Origin of the sequence: Rhizobium etli 8C-3, assembly GCF_001908375.1 — a bacterium.
Classification (GTDB): Bacteria; Pseudomonadota; Alphaproteobacteria; order Rhizobiales; family Rhizobiaceae; genus Rhizobium; species Rhizobium etli_B.
On record NZ_CP017244.1, the window covers coordinates 1,937,763 to 1,960,071 of the forward strand.

Here is a 22,309-nt window from a genome sequence, read left to right on the forward strand (position 1 = left end):
CGGTTACCAGACGAGGCCTTCGTAGTGCACGCCTGATGGCATCGCGACGGGGATTCGGACAAGGTCAATGACCTTAACGCCTTCCCGTGCCCCCTTCAGGGCATCCTTGGTGCCCTTGCCGTTGATGCCGACCACGATGGCCTCGCTCTCCGACACGACTTCCTCGGGTGACGAACGCAGGAAGCTCGCTAGGTGCGAGATATAGTTGCGGCCGCCGTGATCATTGACCGAGACGTTAGAATCATAGATCGAAAGCTCGTAACCCTTACCCATCAAGCGTTCAGCCAGAAGCACTAGCGGGCTCTCACGCAGGTCGTCTGTATCCGACTTGAAGGTCAGGCCGAGAAGGCCGATTTTCTTGGCGCCGGAGCGATTGATGAGGCGGAAAGCGCGCTCGAGCTGATACTGGTTCGCCTCGACGGTGGCGTCGAGGACTGGCGTTGACACATTCTGCATCTTGCCAAAATGACGAAGCGCCCGAAGGTCCTTCGGAAGGCAGGAGCCGCCATAGGCAAAGCCGGGCTTCATATAGGCGCGGGAGATGTTGAGTCGCGTGTCGGCGCAAACAACATCCATCACGACGTGGCTGTCGATGCCGACGGATTTGCAGAGATTGCCAATTTCGTTGGCGAAGGAAATCTTTACTGCATGCCAGCAGTTGTTGGTGTACTTGACGATTTCGGCGCTGCGGATCGGGATGACGTGCGGCTTTACCTCGACGGAGGCGCAGAGGTCATGTAGGGCCTGGATGGTTTTCTCATCGCCTTGGTACTGGCCAAAGACGATCGCACCCGGGCTGTAGTAGTCGGCGATTGCCGTACCTTCACGCAGGAATTCCGGATAGTAGGCGAGACCGAAGTCCACTCCAACCTTCTTGCCGGAGACCCCTTCAAGGGCCGGAATGACAACCTCCTCCACGGTGCCTGGAAGGATCGTCGAGCGCATAACGACCATATGGAATTCGCCCTTGTCGCGCAATGCAACACCGATCTGCTCGCAGACCAGCTTGACAAAGCTCGTGTCAAGCGAACCGTCTTCACGGCTCGGCGTGCCAGGGCAGCAGAACGAAATATCGGTCTCGTTGATCGCGGCGATATAGTCGCTAGTGGCCGTCAAGAGGCCGTTCTCGACACCCGTTTCGATCAGGTCAGCCAAGCCTGGTTCGTAAATTGGAGAGTGGCCGTCTGAGATGCACCTGACCTTGTACTGGTCCGGATCGACCGCCACAACCTTGAAGCCGTCTTTTGCAAGACAACCGGCCGATACTGCCCCAACATAACCCGCGCCAAAAATGCTTACACGCCAATTTTTCTTGCCCACCACTGCACCCTTTCCCGCATTTTTCGATCAATAAAATAATAGAAATGCCGCTTTCCTAACCGCCAGAATAAATTCAAATAGATCTATATATTGCCAGTGTGAATAGCGCCCCTTTCGACTTTGCAATACAGCATTTCTTTATGACGTCAACATAACGCGACTCAGTTATCAACATGATGGGATTCTTATATTTGCACCAAAATTAGGCACTCTCGCTTTGTGCCAGTATTAATTGGATCTATACATATTGTTTGCGTCGGCTTTAGGATTTTATTAACAATAACAACGTGTTATGGATATGATCAAAATATGTGCATTCAGTGCTCATTTTTTGTGCCCAGAAGCATTAACCGAAAATAAATTTATGTGAGTTCTTGCCGACTGAGGCAACGGCGCAACGCTTCTTAATGCTGCGGCTGAAACCGAATCGCCGGACAAAGGCCCGCGCCAAGCGTAACCCGGCGATGTTCAGCAACCCAAGTCGGAGCCCACGGCAAGACCGCATTTCTACCCGCGACCAACATACCGCGGACAGCCCGATGCTTATTTATGGACAATAAGATGCGGTCGCATAGCTGATCGTCGTGCTGAAATTCAGGGAGAACACTCCAACAGTGGACGGACCGATCAACCTGGGAGAAGCTGGCATAATAAATTCTTTCTTAATTCATTCCCTAAATTGAAATCTCTGAGATCAATATCTTTAGAACCAAATAAATCTCGAGTTGCATAAAATTTTACATTTTCTCAAAAGAGAATATTGCTTCGTGACCTCTATTTTCTCCCTATCCGCGGGAGATAAAAATGAGACTAAATGCGTTCAAGTTCGGGACTATCATTGTACTCCACATATTCTCTCCGAACCTCTGCAGTGCACAGGAAGCGGCAGCCGTACCTGAGACTTCTAAAGTCCAGCTGCCAAAGACTTCAGAGTGGGTGACAACCTTATTCGAAGATCTGAGTGGCAATCTTTTAGCCACTTCTGATCATCAGAATAGCGCAGCGTCGGAAGCCACCGCGGCTGTCGCCGCCCAGAAGGATTATACGATCCAAACGGGAAGTATTTCTTCCCTGTCCACCAACGGCTCCAGCAGCGGCACACCGAGAACCGAATCCGAACAAGTTCCACTTTGCGTCAGCATTCCTGCCCCGCCCGCAATGCTGCAGACCCAATCGAAGTACAGGGTTGACGACAAGTCAAAATCCTCAGTCGACGCCGAGGCTTTGGAAGCGCGCGATAGGAGCGTACAGCCAATTCGCAACTCTATTCGCCTGCTGACCAATATTGCCTATGCCGCATCGAATAATTCGGTGGTTGCCCAGGCGCGGGCAGAATGCGTGCTGCATAATGTCGATCGATGGGCGTCCGCGAAGGCGCTAACCGACATGCGCACTGTTGACGCCTATCTTAGCCGCGACCGCTGGGTAGCCGAAATCGCACTTGCGGTTCGGTCGGCCAGCAAACAGGTTAAGCTCTCTAGTGAGCGTAGGGCGCTTTACTCGACTTGGTTCAGCAGGCTTGCCCGCGATACCATGGATGCTTATTCGTTTCGCCTCGGCCCGAAATCGAAAACGAATAATCACCGTTATTGGGCTGGCCTGTCGGTCGCTGCCGTCGGTTTTCTTCTCGATAATGCTGATTTCAAGACATGGGGCAAAACAAGTTTCGAAATCGGCGCTTGCCAGGTAGATGATCGCGGCTTCCTGCCGGCGGAACTATCGCGCGGAGAAAAAGCCCTTGACTACCATGTCTATGCGTTGCGGCCACTCGCTGCCATCATCAAGCTCGCTTCGGACAGCGGCGAACCGCTTCAATCAAGGTGCCTCGACAGGTTCAAACGTCTCACCGCGATGACGCGCGAGGCCCTACAGGATCCCACGGAATTCGAGCGTGTGGCCGGTCAGCGCCAAGCGACAATCTCCTCCGAAACCAGTTACTCTGCAGCACTGAAGCTCGACGGGCTTCCTCTGCTTTGAGAAAGTCCGGAATCGCTGCAGACGGTCGGGAAACAGACATCAATTGCGCGTTGGTGAAGCGGACGGCATTTTGATTTGTGCTGCGTCGCGCCATCTTTCCTGAATGGAAGCGCTTGTCGCGGCACTGCTGCCTAGGAGTAAGGCGCTGTAGATGACCTGTTTCATGCCGTCCGCGCCGAGCTTGGCGAATTGAACCGTGTCCATACCAAGTGCCGCACTCACTCGATCGATATGTCTGGGCGCTGCGAGATTTTCAATATCCGCAAGCGCCGCTTTCAAAATAGCTCTGTGCTGCGAGTTCACAGGTTCCTCCCATCCTTTTTCTTAAGCCAGTTCCCCCAAAAGCCCATTCAATAGAGGCGAGGACACATACAACTTTCAATCATTACACGAACTGGGGGTTCATACAACTGTCTATATAAAAGCAATGTCCAATATATTAGTACCCGGGTCTCAAATCAAAGTCGGTCAATCGCCTTAAATGCCGCGCGGTCAAAGGCAATCTGCGACCTTTTTTAGTACTTGGTCCTAAGTTGAACCTAGCATAGTGTGCCATCGCGAGCTTGAGGGAAAACGAACAGTTCGACCACCTGTTGTCCGTCAGAGGATAAAGTCGCTGCTCTGAAGCTGCACGACGCCATCGACGTGGATCGAAAAGTCCGCAGCCCCGTCGCCGTTGACATCGCCATAGACATAGGTCTCCGAACCGGTATTGACATAGCGCAGTTCGCAGCCTTGGTCTGAAAATGCAGTAGTCCCGATGAAATTGAAGGCTTGACCACCATTGATGGTTGCGTTCGCATCGATCGAGCTGAGATTGATGGTATCGTACTCAGCCGGGGAAAACTGGTAGATGTCGTCGCGGCCGGTAGAAGTTAACGTCGACGGATCGAGCGAGATGAAGACGAAGGTGTCGGCGCCCGTCCCGCCGTAGAGGTTGTCAGCGCCTTCGTCGCCATAAAGTCGGTCATCACCGGCCCCTCCGTAGAGCGTGTCGTCGCCTTCACCGCCCACCAACTTGTCCGCTCCTGCATCACCATAAAGCTTGTCACTATCGCTATAGCCATAGAGCATATCATTGCCGTTTGCCCCGACCAGCCTATCAGCGCCGCCCTGACCGACTAGCATGTCGTCACCGTCTTGCCCGTATAGCCGGTCGGCGCCTTCACCACCATAGAGCCTATCATTATCCGCGCCGCCATTGAGCGAATCGTCGCCCTCCCCTGCGACGATCGTGTCGGCACCGGCGTCACCGCTCAGGTCATCGGTACCTGCACCACCATAGACGGTATCGTCTCCGTCGCCGCCGGTGACCGTATTCGCACCGGTTTCGCCCTTGAGTGTGTCGTTACCTGCACCGCCATCGATTGTATCGTTACCATTCCCTCCATAGACGATATCATCGCCCGCCCCTGCGGAAACCCGATCGGCGCCGTCCTGCCCCAGCAGCTTGTCAGCGCCAGAGCCACCGACAATTCTGTCGTCTCCGGCACCTGCGCGAACCACGTCATCGCCACCATAGCCGTAGATGACGTCAGAGAACTCACCGCCCGTAAGCACGTCATCGCCGATCGTACCGGTTGAATCTGCGGAATAGTTGCTCGTCCCGTCATCGGCTGTCACGGCGGTCACTAGGCCGCCCAACCCGCCGCCTGCTACGTGAGAAAAATCAAGCCCATAAAATGATACTTGGCCGGCGCCGGTACTGTTTGACTCATTGCTTCCAAGGTAGGCACCCGCCTTGAAGTAGAATTGTTCTCCATCCCAGGCGGAACTGACCGTTGTTACCGACTTGTACGTGTCCCCGCCGGCATAGACGATGACCGTCAGTGTATTTCCATGAACGTCAATCTTGTAGGAGAACTGCTCCCCAAGAGCAACTTGCGGCGTTTCACCGCTTGTATTGGTGAGCTCGACTCTCGAGGAATCGTTGCCGTCTCCGCTCTTGTCGGTCTTAAAATAGACTCCACCATTCTCCCAGTAGAGCCTGACCAGTTCGTCTCCCGAACCATGAATCTGGCCGACGACGATACGCCCATCCGCGCCGCCCGTCACTTGCGGCGCCTCATCGATCGTCAAGGTCGCAGTCATCGTGCCTCCTTCATTCAAGCTCCAGGAGGCTAACGAGCGACCATCCATCTCGCGCAGCTCCGACCTCGCGCAAGTCGTGCCCTTGGTCAAGGCGCCATCAGTGATCGCACGAAACACCATCGCTCCATCGTCGGCCGTGTAAAAATAGGACGAATGTTCGAAGCCTGTGAGCTCCAGGATCTCCAAAGCCGTACTAATGGTTCCACCATCCTCGTCGATCGGCAGGCAGAGTTTCCAGTTCATTAGATCGAAATTATCGGAATTTTTCATCACTAACTCATCCTCAAAGAGGAATTACATCCATCAGGAACTTTGCATCCGAATCTGACGCGACTGTTCGCCGAAAAACATTATGACAACCTGTGGGCCCCCGTACGAATGAGTTTCCCAACGTCCCGTTATCGTTTGCTTGGCCTTACTATGCGGGAAGAATTGCTACGGGAACGTAAAGGGGCTGGTTGCCTCCCAAGGTTCAGTGGCAAATATATTATCACCGTCGGGAAAGAGGGTCTTGTTTGAAGCCCATGATGCACTTGACGAGCGCGTGGTGAGGATTCTCAATTGCCGGAAACGATCGTCACGCCGCAAGGGACGATCGTGACGAGGGATCTTCTCGAACGACATCCTGCACGGCTCGTTTACACGATCGGCGGCGCCCCTACGCTCATGAAGCTTGTCACAATCTCGGGCCAAGGTATCGCGGCGAGACTGGCCAACGCCAATGCGCCGCCACTAATCCCCCCTCGCTGTCTGAGAGCAGAGGAAGACTGACTGATGGTCGCGGGCGCTACCGAGGCGGGTCTAAGAGCGTGCGCAATAATGATATAGAATAGCGTATCTATTCGTCGATTTATGCATAATCCTATATCGCAGATCGTGACACATCCGTATCAAGCGCACGCAGAAGACCCACTTGCGCAGCGGCGTTTTGTCCGCGGCGTAAGGGGCATTGATCCTGGCCAATGGGGCTGCGCTCAGTCAAGCTTAGGGTTCGTCATTGGCGGCGAGAATTAAAGGCGCAGAGACGGGCGACAGTCCGATTTGAGACGGCGCCAGGTCATCACCTGCAGATCGACTTTGGCGACATGAAGGTTTGGGGATCGGCAGCGAGCATGTTCGCATTTGCGCCGCCTGCACATCAAGGCATCGCTTAGAGAGCGCCAAGAAGGTTGGTTCGCAGGAATGGAAGGCGAGGACCGCAAGTCGTCGCCACTGTAGAAAAGCAAGTCGGATGCGAAATAGCAAGGTCACCGGTCTTGCGTTCCGACAGAACCGCCTGACGTGCGGCAAAATCCGATGCGCCATTCTCATAGAGCGCGCAGCATCCGCCTCGACACCCGCATTGGCGACATGAACGGCTGTGGCTTGCGGCCCTTGCCGGCGACTTACTCCAGCTGCGGCCGGAAGCGAACGATACCGCGTGATCCTCCAGGATAGCTTCACCGTTCTCTCTGACCGAATAATCGTCATGGTGTTTGATCAGCAGCCAGTTGATCCGCTTTCCACCATCTCGGTCGTTGCGCATTCGAACCAGGACAAACCTTCCATGCAGCCGCTTTCCCTCCAGCGTGAACTTGAAGCGCCTTTCTTCAGTGCCTCTTCCGAAGACTTGCGGCCTTCCGGCTCTCAACAACCACGATCCCAGAGTACGACCGTTCCGCCGCAATACTGGCTCTTGGGAGTCGTGCCTTCAAAGGCGCCGTAGTCGAGCAGGCGTGGGCAGGGGTCGGTCGAAACAGTTGATATCGCGATAGAGACTGATATGTTCTCTATTTGTTTCGGCAAGATTTTCTGAATGATGCGCCGATCCCATCGCGAGCGCTGAAGCCATGAATGATATGAGCCCGAGTCCTATCCGCAAAATCATCCATGTCGACATGGATGCGTTTTATGCGTCGGTCGAGCAGCGCGATAATCCGGACCTGCGCGGCAAGCCAATTGCGGTTGGCGGCTCCGCGGCGCGAGGCGTGGTCGCAGCCGCGAGTTACGAGGCGCGCGCCTATGGCGTTCATTCCGCCATGCCGTCGGTGACCGCGAAACGAAAATGCCCGGACCTGATTTTCGTGCCGCCGCGCTTCGACGTTTACAAGGCAGTGTCCCAGCAGATCCGCGACATCTTTGCGGAATACACAGCGCTGATCGAACCGCTGTCGCTCGACGAAGCCTATCTCGATGTCACCGACAACCTCAAGGGCATGGAGATCGCCACCGAGATCGCGCTGGAAATCCGCGCCAAGATCAAGCAGGTCACCGGCCTCAATGCGTCGGCCGGGATCTCCTACAACAAGTTCCTCGCCAAAATGGCGAGCGACCTGAACAAACCCAACGGTCAAGCGGTGATCACGCCGAAGAACGGGCCGGCCTTCGTCGAGTCACTCCCCGTCAAGAAATTCCATGGTGTGGGGCCGGCGACCGCGGAGCGCATGCGGAAATATGGGATCGAGACCGGGCTCGATCTGAAATCGAAGTCGCTCGAATTTCTGCAGAAGCATTTCGGCAAATCCGGCCCGTATTTCTATGGCATTGCCCGCGGCATCGATGAGCGCCAGGTGAAGCCCAACCGAATTCGCAAGTCCGTGGGTGCGGAAGACACCTTTGTTGAGGACATCGCCGACCTCGACCGTGCGGCCGCGGAGCTGATGCCCCTTGCCGAAAAGGTCTGGCGCTACTGCGAGGCGCAAGGCATCAGCGGCAAGACGGTGACCGTGAAAATCAAATACTCGGATTTCACTCAGGCGACGCGCAGTCGAACCAGCACAATTTCATTGGCGAACATGGCAGACATTCTCGATACGGCGGCAGACCTTCTGACGACCGTCTACCCGTTTAAGCGCCCTGTCCGGCTGCTCGGGGTGACGCTCTCATCGCTGACGACTACCGGAAACGGCGATGCGCAGCGCCAGTCCCAGCTTGATCTTGGGTTGTGAGAGATGGCGATCCGACGCGTAAGAGGCACCGGAGCATCCTTCACGGGGTCACCAATGCCGGCTGTGTTGACCATGGCCACCTTGTATTCCGGACGGGCGGCATCTAAATTGGGCAGATGCTTGACCATTCGTCGCAACCCTCTTCGCCGCCAAATATCCCGATGGATGCGCTGAGCGAAGTCCTACGAGACTTTCGCTTGAGTGGCGTCAACTACGGCCGCTGCGAGCTTCGACATCCATGGAGCATCGCCTTCCCGCAACAATCGTCGCTGCGTTTTCACTTCGTGAGCCAGGGGCCATGCTGGATCCATACCGAAGCGCATGGCTGGCAGGAGTTGCACGATGGCGATCTGGTGCTGCTGCCGCAAGGGATCGCCCACCGGCTGGCCAGCGCGCCCGGTATCGAGGACGATTCGCTCAAGAGCTGCCAAGTGACCAGGCTGGGGAGCAACGTCTGCGAAGTGGTGCGGGAAGGAACGGGTGAGACCAGCACGCTTTTTTGCGGCTCCATGGCCTTGGGCGCCGGTGCGCTTAATCCCCTGATCGCCTTGATGCCGTCGATCATCAAGGGCTGCGATGTCGCCGGCAATGACCCGATCGTTGGTCCCCTCCTGGCGGCTATGACAGCAGAGGCCGCACAGCCACAGATGGGCAGCGCAACCGTCTTATCGCGTATGGCGGACCTGCTGGTCGCGCGGCTCATCCGCTGCTGGGTCAATTGCAACGGAGCCTCAACCACTGGCTGGCTCGCCGCCATCCGCGACCCGCATATCGGTCGCGTCCTTGCCGCCATGCACCGCGACCCCGGTCGTGACTGGAGCCTCGAAAGCCTCGCCGGCGTCGCGGGCCAGTCGCGCTCGATCTTCGCAGAGCGCTTCAGCGCTATTTTAGGGGAAGGTGCGGCACGTTATCTCGCTCGCCTGCGCATGCAGCTCGCCCGCGAGTTATTGGGGCAAAGCGGCATGTCGGTTGCCGAGGTCGCCACCCGTTTAGGCTATGAATCCGAAGCATCCTTTGCACGGGCGTTCAAGCGCATCACCAGGGTCTCGCCCGGCGTTGTGCGCCGCACCAATTCCGGACGAACGGACATGGATTTCGGATTTTAAGCTACATATCATCCTGAATGACTGGTCTAAGAAGTGTCTCCACACCTTGGAGATGCTTCAATGACGGATACAACATCACAGTTTGACAGTACGCTGATAGACATTGATGCCGCTGAGCCAGCCGCATGGAGCGCGGCCACCTGGTTCGCGGTCCTTTCGATGGCGGCCACCAGCTTTGCCCTGGTGTCGGCCGAGTTCCTGCCGGCAGGTCTGCTGACGCCAATGGCGAGTGATCTCGGCATTAGTGAAGGAACGGCCGGACAGGTCGTAACCGCCACCGCTTCCGTCGGCGCCGTGACAGCCTTGTTGAGCAATGTTCTCATCGGCAGATTGAACCGCAAGGCAGTGCTGGTCGGTCTCAGTGCCTTGGCGATCGGCTCCAATATTCTTGCGGCGTTAGCGACAGATTTCTGGCTGTTGCTGTTGGGCCGCGCCGGATTGGGCGTCGCGCTCAGTGGTTTCTGGGCCCTTTCAGTCGCCGTCGTGGCAAGGCTGGTTGGCGCCAATGCGACAGGTCGGGGCATGGCTATCGTCACCCTCGGCGTCTCACTCGCCACCATTGCTGCGCCTTCGATGGGCGCGTTGATCAGCGACTGGCTGGGCTGGCGCAGCGCAATGGCCATGACGGCGGGGCTCGCCGCGCTAGCCATGCTGCTGCAGTTGCTCAGTCTGCCGACGCTGCCCGCAAGCGCCAGCAACAGTCTGAGCGACGTCTTGCGGCTGACACGGCGGCGTGCTGTTCAACTGGGAATGCTTGCTATTCTTTTGCTGATGACGGGGCATTTTGCCGGCTCGGTCTATGTGCGTCCCTTCCTCGAACAGGTGACGCTCCTTGAAACCTGGCCGATTGCCCTGGCGCTGCTCGGGTTTGGCATTGCCTCTGTGATCGGCAATATTGCCGGTGGCCGAATGGCTGACGCTGATATCCGAGTTGCCCTCATGGCCACCGCAGCGTTGATGGCGTTTGCTACCTTAGCTTTGGTGCTTTGGGGCGCGCATATCGTCGTCGCCTTCGGTTTCGCTATGCTTTGGGGCTTCGCTTTTGGCATGGCGCCGGTGGTGCTGCCTACCAATCTGTCGCGCGGGGCGCCCGACGCGCTTGAAGCAGTGGGCAGTCTGATGGTCGTCTCTTTCCAGGTCGCCATCAGTATCGGCGCAGTGTTCGGCGGCTACGCCGTGGACAACTATGGCGCTACGGGACCATTGATCCTTACCGCCGTCCTTGCCGCATCGACGGTCTCACTGGCGCTGCTCCAGCCACGCGGTTGATATTGCTCTGGCGGCTTTATGTTGCGTCAAAAGGCCGCCAGTTCCTCCGCCGTACCCATGGGAAACAAGTACGATCTGGTTGCCAGTCCGGTTCGCGACACTGGTTTGCTTGTCGGCGGAGGGCGCGCTCCCATCCCCAAGCTGAACAGTCTGCGGCTGAAGTCGGTCGCAACTCTCGAGTGGCAGACGCTTGGAGCGAAACGCATCCGCCGAAGAAACCTAACCGTTCCTTGTCAGTCGAGCCCGATCCACAGGTATCCGTCCTGTATTCGGCAGGGGTATACGGTCAGCCTGGTGGGATTTTTCGAGATGTCGCCTGTATGTTCGTAACCCGGCGCAGTACCATCCTGCTGCAATTGCGCCCAGTTCCTGATTTCGCCCGAAAACAGGTCGAAACAGCTTTGATGCCAACGGCAGACGAGGCCGTGATCACTGGTGATCGTGCTCTCCGTGTGTGGGAGATTGAGCGTCTTCACCTCGGCAGGTTTTCGACGTTCGTAGAACGGCAGATGAAGATGCGGGCAGGCGTTGTTGAAGGCGCAGTAACTGTCGGTTCCGCGAACGACGACGATATCGTAATCCTCGAAATCGAGAATCCGTCGTTCGTGGGGCTGGAGCTCGTCCTCGGGAAATGCGCGGACCCACCTCCTGCCGGCATGGCGGATGGTTTCGCGGGGTTGCCTGGCGTTCAGTTCAGCGTCGCATTCGGGTTTGAGCCTGATGACTTCGTACAAGCTCGTCCGTTCGCAGGAACCCCTTAGGCGTACCCTGACAAAATCGCCGACCTCCACCTTGTCGGCGATCTGGCCGTGAAGCGCCTCGGAAATCAGCAGTCGTGTCCCGGCATCCTTGTTCGCGGCTTCGATCCGGCTGGCAAGGTTCACGACGTTCCCGACTGCCGTGAGGCGTTGGTTTCCGCCGAAGCCCAATGTGCCGATGACGGCTTCGCCATAATGAAGACCGATACGAATGTCGAAATCGATGCCGTACATGGAGGCAAAGAACGGCTTCAGGCGATCGACTGTGGCAATGGTCTGAATCGCCGCGTTGACGGCTCGAAGCGGAGCGTCCCGCTGATCGTCGATTCCGAAGATCGCCATCATCCCGTCGCCGATGAGATTGTCGATGAACCCGCCATTTCGCTCTATGATGTCGCCAACCTGGGCGAAGTAGCGGTTGAGCAGATACATCACATCATAGGGCGAAAGCTGCTCGGACAGTTTCGTGAAATCGGCGACATCGCTGAAGAAGACCGCAACCTCTTTCGACTCGCCGGAACGCGTCTCGGCAGAACTGAGAAGCTGGCTGGTTATTATCAAGTCAGTCTCATCCAGCACCAGGCGTCGGACGCGAAGCTCGCCCTCCGGCTTGAGTTGACAGGCCAGTCGAACCTCATCCGCCAGCCTCAGTCGTTCCGCCATCGAGCTCTCGTCTCGATTCCGGTTCGGGCAACCCGCAACGCCATCCAGAACCCAGACGCGGCAGGTCGAGCATTTCGCCCGGCCGCCGCAGGCATGTGCAAACGGCACACCCGACCTCAAAGCAGCCTCGAGCAACGTCTCGCCGGCGGCAACCTCGAAATTCATCTGGTCAGGTAGAGCGGTTACTTTGATCATGGTACAGAACACGGCTCACACCACGTCAGTTTAGCACGATATGGCGCAGGCAATCGACTCTGAACTCGCTTCACGAAGCGAATTGCTCCCGGCCGTTCCCGTCAACAACGGACTGGCATTGATGACCACGCAATGCCTTGTCCAGGGTTGCTGTTGATGCTTCGTGGCGAGATGGTTCATGGAACAGCACGACGTCAGTGGACGATGGTTTTCACCTTCAAGCGGGCGGCGAGGTTGGTGAGATCATGCAGCCGCATCTGGTGGTTGGGTCACAGGCGGTGTCGCGACAATGGCGGAGTCGCTGCCTGAGTTCATCAGGGGCCTGCGGATGATCGATGGGACCTCGTCATGGCCATCTCGGGAGCTATTCCGGGCATCGCCGCTCTACCGTCAGGTCCGATCGTCAAGAAACTTATCAGTGCAGTGTTGAACGCCTGCTCCGACGCCATATTGACGATGTGCCGACCCGACAACGACAGATGGGTCCCGCGCTGCACGCACGCAGCGATGTCTTCGAGATCATTTGGCGGGCATACCGGGTCGCAGTCTCCGGAAACGGCGAGCACGGGATTGACGATCTGTCTGAGGTTTTCGCGTAGATCTGCCTCGGCAAGGGCTGCACAGCAGCCGATGTAACCTTCGATCGAGGTTGCGACGAAACTGTCGATCACGGCAGCAACCGTGTCCGGCCGAGCGGCTTGGAACTGAGGAGTGAACCAGCGTTCGACCGTCGCGTCCTTTAGGGCAGCAAGGCCGTTGGCCCGGACAAAATCGATGCGTGCAGCCCAGCTTTCGGCGGTGCCGATTTTCGCGGCTGTCGCACAGACGGCGATGCTGCCAAGGCGCGTCCCGGCATGGATACCCAACCACTGCCCCGTCAGTCCCCCGATCGACAGCCCACAGAAATGCGCCTGATCTATATTCAGCCCATCTAGGAGCGCGATAGCGTCATTCCCGAGGTCCGATAACGCATAAGGGCCGGAAGGAGCCGAGGATAGACCGTGACCCCTGCTATCATACCGCAATATGCGGAAACCCCGTGAAAGCTCGGAAATCTGGCCATCCCACATATGGAGATCGGTCCCGAGTGAATTGCAAAACATCAGCCAGGGCTTTTCCTGGCTACCGATCCCTTCGCCATCGATACGGTAGTGCAGACGGTGTCCGGCAAGTTCAAGATAAGCCATGTGAGATGCCTTCGATCTCGAAAGCCGATATGACACCGGCTTTTCTGGTAAGTATTGCGGACATCTGGCTTTGATCGGATTTATCAGCGGTCGCGCCAGGTGGCTCGCGACCGCTGCCGATCGCCATTTTTACGCCGGGACAAGCTGCGCGCCGCTTGATCGGCGCGCATTGCTGACGGCGAAGACCAGCATTGCCAGAGCCGACACCGCCGCGGGAACGGCGAAGATCAGAAAGTTCTGCTGCAGCGGCAGTTGCTGAGCGAGAAGGACGCCACCGAGTGTCGGGCCGACGATTGCCCCGATGCGGCCAACGCCCGATGCCCAACCAAGTCCTGTTGAACGCACAGAGAGATTATAGAGCTGTGCGACGCTGGCATAGAGCAGGATCTGCGTTCCAATCGAAGTGGCGCCAGCCACGAAGACCAGCAGGAACAGAATGCCCGATGGTGGATTGTAACCGATCAACGCGATTGATACGGCAGCCACCATGAAGAAGGCAATCACCACTTTGGGCAGACCGAAGCGGTCTCCGAGCCAACCGCCGGCGATCGCACCGACCATGCCACCGAAATTGAGCGAGAAGAGGCTAAGCAGACTTGCCCTTTCAGCGTAACCGGCTTCCTGCAGAACTTTCGGCAACCAGGAAGAAAGCAGATACACCAGCAGCAGGCAGCAAAAGAACGCCACCCAGAGCATTACTGTGCGCAGGGTGCGCTGATGCCGAAACAATTCCAAAACCGACGCCGAGGCACCCTTGATTTCGGAGAAGATCAGCCTGTCGTCGCTGGCGAGAGCAAAGGAAGGAGAAATCTTCGCATAGATCGCTTTCGCCTGTTCCTGTCGCCCCTGACGGATAAGGAAGCCCAGCGATTCCGGCAGTTTCCATAGAATGGCCGGCAACATCAGCAGCGGGATTGCGGCAACGAAGAACATTGGCTTCCAGCCGAATTGAGGGATCACTCCAATGCCCAGACCCGCGGCCACCATGCCCCCGACCGAATAGCCGGAAAACATCAGCGCCACCATCGTGCCTCTAAGGCGCCTGGGTGCATATTCGTTCATTAGCGCCACGGCATTGGGCATCAACCCGCCGCAACCGAGACCGGCAAAGAATCGGAAGATCATGAATTGACTGGGTGAGCTGGCGAAGCCGGTCAACATCGTGGAAATGGTGAACAGCAGGAAGCTGATCGCGATACCCTTCTTTCGCCCAATCCTGTCCGCCAGCGAGCCAAAAATCAGGGCGCCGAACATCATTCCGAACAACGCCCAGGCCTGCAACGTGCCAGCCTGTGGCTTGCTCAAGCCCCATTCCGTGATCAGCGTCGGCAGAACCGTTCCGGCCACGAATACATCATAACCGTCGACGATCAGCAGCAACCCACACAGGGCGACCACCATCCACTGAAAGCCGCCGAACGGGCTGGAATCTATCGTTTCATTCACGTCTATACTGCGCATTATCGCTCCTCCTCGAGTTACTACGCAAATCCGTCAGGAAATTTCAGCCGGTATCGCCACCGGCGACGGGCAGCACGCTGCCCGTAATGTAGGAAGCTTCGTCCGACGCCAGGAACAGGATTGGCGCCGTCTGTTCTTCGATGCTGCCGTAGCGCTTCATGAAACTGGTTGCCTTAACCTGGCGTACGACATCGACCATCCAAGCCTCCTCCGCCTGGGTATCGCCTTGGCCATTGCGCGGAATGCGGCGCGGCGGCGCCTCGGTGCCACCGGGCGCCGTGGCAACCACGCGGATATTGTGATCGGCCAATTCCATTGCCAGCGATTGCGTGACGGCGTTCACACCGCCTTTCGCCGCCGAATAGGGTACGCGGTGAATGCCTCGCGTGGCGTTTGATGAGACATTCACGATTGTGCCGCCGCCACGCGCGAAGAGATGCGGCAGAACCGCATGGCAACAGTAGAGCGTCGGCATCAATGACCGGCGGATTTCAGCGTCGATCTGTGGCGCCTCAAATTCGGCATAGGGACGCATTCGGATTGCGCCGCCGACATTGTTGATCAGGATGTCGACGCCCCCGAATCTCTCGGCAGCGAATGACATCGCAGCAGCCGCACCCTCATAGGTTTCCAGATCGGCCGAAATGGCCGCGGTACCGGCGCTGACGGCTTCCGCGGCGACTTCGGCGACGAAGTCGGCGCGGTCCACGAATAGTACTTCGCCGCCCTCTTGCGCTGCTCGCAGCGCAACCGCCCGCCCGATGCCCTGGGCGGCGCCTGTGACGACAAGCACCTTGCCCGCAAAACGGCCTGCGAAGTGCGCCGAACTCATGCTGCTTCCCTCACGGCCACATTGGGGGTGAACTTTTCGTAGTGGAAGCTGTTGGGCTTTACCCCGTTGTCCTCAAAATATCTGCGCACCGCATCGACCATCGGCGGCGGACCGCACAAGTAGAGGTCGACATCGCCGCCATTGAGCGCCTTTTGCGGAATGTGCTGGGTCACCCACCCCTTGCGCGGATGGTTGGAGGCTTCGTCGGCTACCACGGTGCTGTAGGTGAAATTGGCAAGTCGCCCCGCGTAGGCTTCGATCTCGTCAGCGAGGACCAAGTCCAGATCCCGCGTCACGCCATAGATGAGATGAACCTGCTGTTGCGACTTTTCGCGAGCCAGCACTTCCAACATCGACAGGAAGGGCGCAAGGCCCGTACCGCCGGCCAGGAACAATAAAGGGCGCTGCACCTCCCGAAGGTAGAAACTGCCGAGCGGTCCCGTCAGTTCGAGCTTTGCCCCGACCTCGGCACGCTCCAGCCAGGTGCTCATCAGACCGTCGGGGATCTTCTTGATCAGAAAAGCGATCTTCTGTTCGCCCGGCGCGGTGCTGAAGGAATAGGACCGGTATTGACCGCTGTCGGGGACACCAATGTTGACGTACTGCCCGGGCAAGAATGCGGGTGGATCGGTATCCACGTCCAGTTCCAGCACGATCGCGGTGTCATTGTGCGGCACTATATTCGCGACCGTGGCGACGAATTTCTGCTGTCCCGTCTTGCAGGCCACTGATGTTGTCGGCACGGCGATGACGCAATCTGATTTCGGCTTCATCTGACAGGTCAGGACAAGTCCGCCCTCGGCCTCGTCGGCACTCAGCGCATCGTCGATGAAGTCGTCGCCGAGGTCATAGCTGCCGCTCTCGGCCCGGCACTTGCAGGTGCCGCACACGCCGTCGGAACAATCCATCGGCAGGTTGATCTTGGCGCGATAGGCCGCGTCGAGAAGCTTCTCGCCGCTCTTGCACCCGATAAACCGGGTTACGCCGTCCTCAAAATTCAATGCGATCTTGTAGCACATGACTCCTCCTCAAGGTCTCGACTGCTTCAGCCGGCCTTCAGATGTGGTAGATGTCGATGACCTGGCGGATGTAGTCGTTCTTCAGCACGATTTTCTTGTTTGCGACCAGAAGGGTCTCACCATCCTTGCGCAGAGTGACGAACATTGTGCCGAAGAACTGGTCGGTGACCTTGTAGCGGTGGTTCAGCGTGTGGAAGTTGTAGCGCACGTCCACCTCCTCGTTCCGATCGGCCACCACCTCGACATTGGTCACGTTGTGGCTGGTGCGCGGCTCCGGCGTGGAAGCGCCGGACCGTTCGGTCTTGATGCGAAACACGCGGTCTTCCAGTCCATCGCGGTTCGGGTAGAAGATCAGCGAGATCTGGGATTGGGGATCTTCAGTGATCTGGTCGTCGTCATCCCATGCTGGCATCCAGTAGGTGACGTCGGACGCGTAGCAGGTCAGCCATTCGTCCCACTGCCGATCGTCCAGCAGGCGCGCTTCCCGATAGAGGAAGGCGCAGATGGATCCATAGGAAATGCTCATGCGACAACTCCGCTTTTTTCAGCGGACAGCGCTTCGCGCATCGCCTTCGCCCAGTATTCATGCTGGCGGACGAACAGGCCCTCATCTTCGCTCCGCTCTCCTGAAAGAAGAGGCTTCATGCCCATCCGCTTCGCGTTTTCATCTGGTCCGTCTATCCAAAGCGGCGCGCCGCGCGACAGGTCGTTCCACGGCGCCGCCGTACCGGCATAGCCGGACTGGCAGGCGCGGAACTCCTCCAGATCGTCGGCCGTGCCCATTCCGGACACGTTGAAGAAATCCTCGTATTGACGGATCCTCAGTGTGCGATCCGCCTGGCTTTCGCCCTTCGGTGCAAAGCAGAAGATGCTGATTTCGGTCTTGTCGACACTGATCGGGCGCGTCACCCGGATCTGGGTGCTGAACTGGTCCATCAGGAACACGTTTGGATAGATGCAAAGATTTCGGGTCTGGTTGACGATAAAGTCTGCCTTGATGTCGCCGACGCGAGCCTTGATCTCGTCGCGGCGATTATAAACCGGACGGACTTCCGGGTTCATGGTGTTGGTCCACAACAGGATGTGGCCATTCTCGAAACCATAAACGCCGGCAATCGACCTGCTCCAGCTATTGGCATCGACCGCCTTCGTGCCCTCCTCCTTGCGCCGGCCCATCGTCGCGGCGTAGTTCCAGTGGACAGAGCTGACGTGATAACCATCGCAGCCGTTTTCCATCTGCAGTTTCCAATTGCCGTCATAGACGTAGGAGGAATTTCCGCGCAGCACTTCCAGCCCGTTCGGCGCCTGGTCGACGATCTGGTCGATGATGATCTTTGTTTCGCCAAGATATTCCCCAAGCGGGGAGACGTCTTCCTTGAGGCTGCCGAACAGGAAACCCTGGTAGCTTTCGAAACGTGGCACGCGCTTGAGGTCATGCGAGCCGTCCTGCGCGAATTGAGGAGGATACTGCGTGGTCTTCTCGTCCTTGACCTTGAGCAGCTTGCCGCTGTTCGAGAATGTCCAGCCGTGGAAGGGACAGGTGAAGCTTCCCTTGTTGCCGTGTTTGCGCCGGCATAGCATTGCCCCGCGATGCGCGCAGGCGTTGATCACCGCATGCAGGTCGCCGTTTTTGTCACGGGTGATCACGATCGGCTGGCGGCCGATATAGGTCGTGTAGTAGTCGTTGTTGTTGGGGATCTGGCTTTCGTGCGCCAGATAGACCCAATTGCCTTCGAAGATATGCTTCATCTCCAGATCGAACAGATCCTCATCGGTGAAGATGTCCCTGCGGCAACGGAATACGCCAGCTTCCTTGTCGTCCTGCACGGCAGTGGCGAGGAGATGATCGAGGTCTCGTGCCTTGTCGATAATCGCAGACATAGCGGTTCTCCCGCAAAGAGCACGCTGTTCATGAGCGCAGTCTTTGCCAATTTCCATGATAACGATGGTGTTCAAAGGTGCGGCCCGTTCGGGCCGCCGCCCTTGCAGCTTATGCAGCCGCCCGCTTGCGCAACTCGTTGATCTGGTTGTCGACGCCGTCCACTAACGCGGTCAGGCGGATATCGAATTCGATCTCGGCAAACGGACCATTCAGCCCGTTGGCGTAGATACTCGCCTCGTCGGTGCGTTCAATGACGGCAGGAACTAATCCGGCGCGGGTTGCGTAAGCGAAATCGTCATTGACCAACGGATCACCTTCGATGTTGATCTGGGTCGTCAGCTTGCGGTGACCGTCGGCGCTGACAAAGAAATGGATATGGGCCGGTCGCTGGCCGTGCCGTCCGAGCGCAGACAATAGCTGCTCGGTCGGGCTGCCGGGCGGCACGCCATAGCCGTGCGGCACGATGCTGCGGAATTTGTAACAGCCGTTTTCGTCGGTGACGATCGTGCGGCGCATATTGAACGGCGCCTGCTTGCCGGTCGGGTCGAAGTGCGAGTAGAACCCGCGCGTATCGCAGTGCCAGACTTCGACAGTGGCATCCGGCAGCGGCATGCCATCAGAACCATAGACGGTGCCGTGCATGATCAGGGTGTGACCGTTGGCATCGGTGCCGTCGTCGAGTCGGGCAAAGCCTTTCGCGACTGGTGCGCCGGCTACATAAAGCGGCCCCTCGATCGTGCGCGGGGTCGGGTTGTCGATGCCGAGAGCCTCATCGATCGCGTCGAGGCGCTCGTCCAGGAAATGATCGAGACCGAGACCGGGCGAGATCAGTCCGGCCTGGCCGGCGGCGCCGATCTCGTTGAGCCAGGCAATGCCCGTCCAATATTCATCGGGGGTAATGTCCAGATCGTCGATCGCCTTGAACAGGTCTGACATGATCCGATGGACGATCTGCTTGACGCGCGGATTGCCGCCGTCCTTGTCCAAGCCGCTCAGGACCTCGAGAAAGTCCTGGATGTCGGGCCTGTCGAAGATCTTCACGTTCATTTTTTCCTCCTCTTGATTGAAAGTTGATGCGGCTCCGTCCTCCGCCGATCCACGCGCTATGTGTCGTCCTCGCGGATCGCGGAAGGATGCCGCAGCAGCGGTGTCACCTCGATATCCATGAATTTGAACAACGGCAGACCGGACAGGATCTCGTGGAGTTGCGTATTGTCCGGCACGTCGAAGATGCTGTAGTTCGCGTACTGGCCGGCGATCCGCCAGATGTGCCGCCACTTGCCGCTCTTCTGCAGCTCCTGCGAATAGGCCTTTTCCCGGGCCAGGATGTCGGCGGTTTCCGCCGCCGGCAGGTCATGGGGAAGGTTCACGTTCATCCGTACATGAAAGAGCATGGTCAGCCTCTTTGCCCGGCAATGCTGATTGTCTTGCGCATTCCGCCCCGAACAAAAAATGCCAGGCAGTCTTCGTCCAGTTCGATCCCCAGACCGGGTCCGTCGGGAACGGTCAGCTCAAAATCGCTGTAATCCAATGGCGTGGCGAGGATCTCTTCCGTCAGCAGCAGCGGGCCAAAGAACTCCGTGCCCCATCGCAGATCCTTTACACCGGCCATCAACTGCGCAGCCGCGATCGTGCCGATCGGCCCCTCCAGCATGGTGCCGCCATAGACACTGATCCCTCCGGTCTCCGCGATGGCGATGACCTTGGCGGCGGCGAACAGGCCGCCCGCCTGCTCGATCTTGATCGAGAACACATCGGCTGCGTGCGCCGTCACCGCTTCGAGCGCACTTTCCGGACCGACAAGCACTTCATCGGCCATCATGGCGATCGATGACACCCTTGTCAGCCGGGCAAGCGGGGCGATGCCGCAGACCGGCTGCTCCACCAGTACGCAACCCGCCTCGGCGAGTGCGGCGATCGCATTGCGTGCCTCCCGCTCCCGCCAGGCCATGTTCGCGTCGACGCGGATTGACGCCATGTCCGGCAGCGCCTTGCGGATGGCAGCCACGTGACGGATGTCCTCCTCGATCGACTTGAGGCCGATCTTCAGCTTGAAATCCTTGTGGCGGCGCCGGTCGAGCATCGCCTGCGCCTCGTCGATGTCCCTTGCGGTATCACCGGATGCCAGCGTCCAGGCAATCGGCAGGCTCTTGTGACGGCGACCCCCGAGCAACTCGGACATCGACACGCCGAGGCGGCGGGCCTGGCAATCGAGCAATGCGGCTTCGACGGCGCATTTGGCGAAATGATTGCCCTTCACTGCCTTGCGCACGCGGTCCATGGCAACCTGCACCCGCGTCGGATCGAAACCCAGGAGCAGGGGCGCGATGTATTCGTCAATCGTGATCTTCATGCCTTCCGGGCTCTCCGGTCCATAGGCGAGCCCGCCAATGGTGGTGCCCTCGCCCAGGCCCTCGACCCCGTCCGAGCAGCGCAGGCGCACGATCATCATGCTCTGGCGGCTCATGGTGACCATCGATAGTCTGTGCGGCCGGATAGTCGGCAGATCGAGTATAATAGCCTCGATCGAGACGATACGAACTTCCACGGACACCGCACTTCCTCCCTTTATTTGCAGGAAGGCTAGCGTCCTATTAGTGTCGGGTCCAAAACTATATAAGTCGAACTTTATACCCGGGAGGTATAGTAGGAATGGAATTACGCCAACTCCGCTACTTCGTGGCGGTCGCCACCGAGCGCAATTTTTCGCGCGCCGCGGAAATCCTCCATATTGCCCAACCGCCGCTCAGTCGGCAGATCCAGCAGTTGGAGGAGGAAATGGGCGTCCACCTGATCGACCGGTCCAAGCGGCCGCTGAGCTTGACGGAAGCCGGACGGTTTTTCTTCGAGCAGGCCTCGCAGATCATGGCGCGGCTCGAACACGTCCGCGAACAGACCCAAAGAATAGGAAAGGCCCAGCGCGAACGGTTCATCATCGGCTGCGTCGGCTCCACCCTCTATGGAGGCATGCCGGACCTCGTCCGGCGCATGCGTCAGCGCTGGCCCGACCTCGACATCGAGATTCTGGAAATGATGTCAACCCAACAGATGACTGCGCTTAAGGAACGCCGCATCGATCTGGGTTTCGGCAGAGTACGGTTCAATGACAGGGAAGTGGAACGGCTGACGCTGCGAGAGGAGCGACTGGTCGTAGCCTTTCCGAAGGGCCATCCGAAATCTCTCAGCAAGGAGCCCATCGACCTTTCCGAACTCGAAGGCGAATCGCTGATCATCTATCCCTCGGCCCCCCGGCCAAGCTTCGCGGACGAGACACTGAACCTGCTCGGTGAGATCAGCGTCCATCCAAGCCATGTCGAGGAAGTTCGTGAGATTCAGACCGCGCTCGGTATGGTCGCGGCCGGTGCCGGCCTGTGCATCATCCCCGCGGCCTCGCAGCGCCAACGGCCGGACGATGTCTGCTATCGTATGATTGCCGACGAGAAGGCCACCTCGCCCGTTATCATGAGCTATCGGCGTAACGAAGCGGGCGATCGGATCGACGAGATAAAACAGATTATCCGCGAAATGTATGCCGACAATCCACCCTGGCTCCAGCTCTCCAGTGTTCGTCTGGACGCGCTAGAGAGCGGAAGAAAATAGACAACCATCGATGGATTAATAT

At 58.0% G+C, this 22,309-nt stretch carries 18 protein-coding genes and 2 pseudogenes; 6 read left to right on the top strand and 14 right to left on the bottom strand.

Going from position 1 to position 22,309, the window contains the following annotated elements; genetic code table 11:
- Positions 1-3: 3 nt before the first annotated feature.
- Entirely contained in the window at positions 4-1,323 is a 1,320-nt protein-coding gene (locus tag AM571_RS34065) for a nucleotide sugar dehydrogenase (RefSeq protein ID WP_074065313.1), read from the bottom strand.
- Positions 1,324-2,124: 801 nt separating this feature from the next.
- On the opposite strand from AM571_RS34065, the gene AM571_RS34070 reads away from it, so the two are divergent.
- Positions 2,125-3,297 carry an alginate lyase family protein gene (locus AM571_RS34070; protein ID WP_081377277.1) on the top strand — a complete coding sequence of 391 codons (1,173 nt, stop codon included), beginning with the start codon at positions 2,125-2,127 and terminating at the stop codon, positions 3,295-3,297.
- 39 nt (positions 3,298-3,336) lie between these two features.
- On the opposite strand, the gene AM571_RS34075 is transcribed toward AM571_RS34070, so the two are convergent.
- Positions 3,337-3,600, bottom strand: coding sequence for a hypothetical protein (locus AM571_RS34075; protein ID WP_155774571.1), 264 nt, complete (start codon positions 3,598-3,600; stop codon positions 3,337-3,339).
- A gap of 297 nt (positions 3,601-3,897) precedes the next feature.
- Entirely contained in the window at positions 3,898-5,658 is a 1,761-nt protein-coding gene (locus AM571_RS34080; protein ID WP_074065316.1) for a polysaccharide lyase family 7 protein, read from the bottom strand.
- Positions 5,659-6,350: 692 nt separating this feature from the next.
- On the opposite strand from AM571_RS34080, the pseudogene AM571_RS37170 reads away from it, so the two are divergent.
- Positions 6,351-6,579: pseudogene (locus AM571_RS37170) on the top strand (IS21 family transposase); the annotation flags it as partial.
- 158 nt (positions 6,580-6,737) lie between these two features.
- On the opposite strand, the pseudogene AM571_RS37905 reads toward AM571_RS37170, so the two are convergent.
- Positions 6,738-7,098: pseudogene (locus tag AM571_RS37905) on the bottom strand (DNA polymerase ligase N-terminal domain-containing protein); the annotation flags it as partial.
- 119 nt (positions 7,099-7,217) lie between these two features.
- Here AM571_RS37905 and dinB point away from each other — a divergent pair.
- The 3 genes from dinB (at position 7,218) to AM571_RS34105 (ending at position 10,690) form a co-directional block, all read left to right on the top strand.
- A complete protein-coding gene (dinB, locus tag AM571_RS34095; protein ID WP_074065318.1) occupies positions 7,218-8,315 on the top strand; it encodes a DNA polymerase IV in 1,098 nt (365 codons plus the stop codon).
- A gap of 116 nt (positions 8,316-8,431) precedes the next feature.
- Positions 8,432-9,421, top strand: coding sequence for an AraC family transcriptional regulator (locus tag AM571_RS34100; protein WP_074065319.1), 990 nt, complete (start codon positions 8,432-8,434; stop codon positions 9,419-9,421).
- A gap of 60 nt (positions 9,422-9,481) precedes the next feature.
- Complete coding sequence (locus tag AM571_RS34105; protein WP_074065320.1) at positions 9,482-10,690, top strand: MFS transporter; 1,209 nt, start codon at positions 9,482-9,484, stop codon at positions 10,688-10,690.
- A 233-nt stretch (positions 10,691-10,923) separates the two neighbouring features.
- Here AM571_RS34105 and AM571_RS34110 read toward each other — a convergent pair whose 3' ends face one another.
- From AM571_RS34110 to AM571_RS34155, 10 genes are all read right to left on the bottom strand, one after another.
- A complete protein-coding gene (locus AM571_RS34110; RefSeq protein WP_081377278.1) occupies positions 10,924-12,306 on the bottom strand; it encodes an adenylate/guanylate cyclase domain-containing protein in 1,383 nt (460 codons plus the stop codon).
- 314 nt (positions 12,307-12,620) lie between these two features.
- Positions 12,621-13,493 carry a 3-oxoadipate enol-lactonase gene (pcaD, locus tag AM571_RS34115; RefSeq protein ID WP_081377279.1) on the bottom strand — a complete coding sequence of 291 codons (873 nt, stop codon included), beginning with the start codon at positions 13,491-13,493 and terminating at the stop codon, positions 12,621-12,623.
- A gap of 129 nt (positions 13,494-13,622) precedes the next feature.
- On the bottom strand, positions 13,623-14,954 hold the full coding sequence (locus AM571_RS34120) for an MFS transporter (protein WP_074065322.1): 1,332 nt from the start codon (positions 14,952-14,954) through the stop codon (positions 13,623-13,625).
- Between the two features lie 43 nt (positions 14,955-14,997).
- Entirely contained in the window at positions 14,998-15,786 is a 789-nt protein-coding gene (gene benD, locus AM571_RS34125; RefSeq protein WP_074065323.1) for a benzoate diol dehydrogenase BenD, read from the bottom strand.
- The gene (gene benC, locus AM571_RS34130; protein WP_074065324.1) at positions 15,783-16,805 is read right to left on the bottom strand and encodes a benzoate 1,2-dioxygenase electron transfer component BenC; all 1,023 of its coding nucleotides are present in this window, start codon (positions 16,803-16,805) and stop codon (positions 15,783-15,785) included. Before benC ends, benD begins: the two co-directional genes overlap by 4 nt.
- Positions 16,806-16,842: 37 nt before the next feature.
- Positions 16,843-17,331, bottom strand: coding sequence for a benzoate 1,2-dioxygenase small subunit (gene benB, locus AM571_RS34135; protein ID WP_074065325.1), 489 nt, complete (start codon positions 17,329-17,331; stop codon positions 16,843-16,845).
- The gene (locus AM571_RS34140; protein WP_074065326.1) at positions 17,328-18,686 is read right to left on the bottom strand and encodes a Rieske 2Fe-2S domain-containing protein; all 1,359 of its coding nucleotides are present in this window, start codon (positions 18,684-18,686) and stop codon (positions 17,328-17,330) included. Before AM571_RS34140 ends, benB begins: the two co-directional genes overlap by 4 nt.
- A gap of 109 nt (positions 18,687-18,795) precedes the next feature.
- Complete coding sequence (gene catA, locus AM571_RS34145) at positions 18,796-19,734, bottom strand: catechol 1,2-dioxygenase (RefSeq protein ID WP_074065327.1); 939 nt, start codon at positions 19,732-19,734, stop codon at positions 18,796-18,798.
- 56 nt (positions 19,735-19,790) lie between these two features.
- Positions 19,791-20,081, bottom strand: a complete 291-nt coding sequence (gene catC, locus AM571_RS34150) for a muconolactone Delta-isomerase (RefSeq protein ID WP_074065328.1) — start codon at positions 20,079-20,081, stop codon at positions 19,791-19,793.
- Positions 20,082-20,083: 2 nt separating this feature from the next.
- Positions 20,084-21,241 (bottom strand): muconate/chloromuconate family cycloisomerase, encoded by a 1,158-nt coding sequence (locus AM571_RS34155; protein ID WP_074065329.1) that lies wholly within the window; start codon positions 21,239-21,241, stop codon positions 20,084-20,086.
- 98 nt (positions 21,242-21,339) lie between these two features.
- On the opposite strand from AM571_RS34155, the gene AM571_RS34160 reads away from it, so the two are divergent.
- Positions 21,340-22,287 carry a LysR family transcriptional regulator gene (locus AM571_RS34160; RefSeq protein ID WP_074065330.1) on the top strand — a complete coding sequence of 316 codons (948 nt, stop codon included), beginning with the start codon at positions 21,340-21,342 and terminating at the stop codon, positions 22,285-22,287.
- The last annotated feature ends 22 nt before the right edge of the window (positions 22,288-22,309 follow it).

Bases quoted from the DNA above. Each gene is read 5' to 3' on its own strand.
- AM571_RS34070 (WP_081377277.1), top strand. From the start codon at position 2,125: ATGAGACTAAATGCGTTCAAGTTCGGGACTATCATTGTACTCCACATA.
- AM571_RS34080 (WP_074065316.1), bottom strand. From the start codon at position 5,658: ATGAAAAATTCCGATAATTTCGATCTAATGAACTGGAAACTCTGCCTG.
- dinB (WP_074065318.1), top strand. From the start codon at position 7,218: ATGAATGATATGAGCCCGAGTCCTATCCGCAAAATCATCCATGTCGAC.
- AM571_RS34100 (WP_074065319.1), top strand. From the start codon at position 8,432: ATGCTTGACCATTCGTCGCAACCCTCTTCGCCGCCAAATATCCCGATG.
- AM571_RS34105 (WP_074065320.1), top strand. From the start codon at position 9,482: ATGACGGATACAACATCACAGTTTGACAGTACGCTGATAGACATTGAT.
- AM571_RS34110 (WP_081377278.1), bottom strand. From the start codon at position 12,306: ATGATCAAAGTAACCGCTCTACCTGACCAGATGAATTTCGAGGTTGCC.
- pcaD (WP_081377279.1), bottom strand. From the start codon at position 13,493: ATGGCTTATCTTGAACTTGCCGGACACCGTCTGCACTACCGTATCGAT.
- AM571_RS34120 (WP_074065322.1), bottom strand. From the start codon at position 14,954: ATGCGCAGTATAGACGTGAATGAAACGATAGATTCCAGCCCGTTCGGC.
- benD (WP_074065323.1), bottom strand. From the start codon at position 15,786: ATGAGTTCGGCGCACTTCGCAGGCCGTTTTGCGGGCAAGGTGCTTGTC.
- benC (WP_074065324.1), bottom strand. From the start codon at position 16,805: ATGTGCTACAAGATCGCATTGAATTTTGAGGACGGCGTAACCCGGTTT.
- benB (WP_074065325.1), bottom strand. From the start codon at position 17,331: ATGAGCATTTCCTATGGATCCATCTGCGCCTTCCTCTATCGGGAAGCG.
- AM571_RS34140 (WP_074065326.1), bottom strand. From the start codon at position 18,686: ATGTCTGCGATTATCGACAAGGCACGAGACCTCGATCATCTCCTCGCC.
- catA (WP_074065327.1), bottom strand. From the start codon at position 19,734: ATGAACGTGAAGATCTTCGACAGGCCCGACATCCAGGACTTTCTCGAG.
- catC (WP_074065328.1), bottom strand. From the start codon at position 20,081: ATGCTCTTTCATGTACGGATGAACGTGAACCTTCCCCATGACCTGCCG.
- AM571_RS34160 (WP_074065330.1), top strand. From the start codon at position 21,340: ATGGAATTACGCCAACTCCGCTACTTCGTGGCGGTCGCCACCGAGCGC.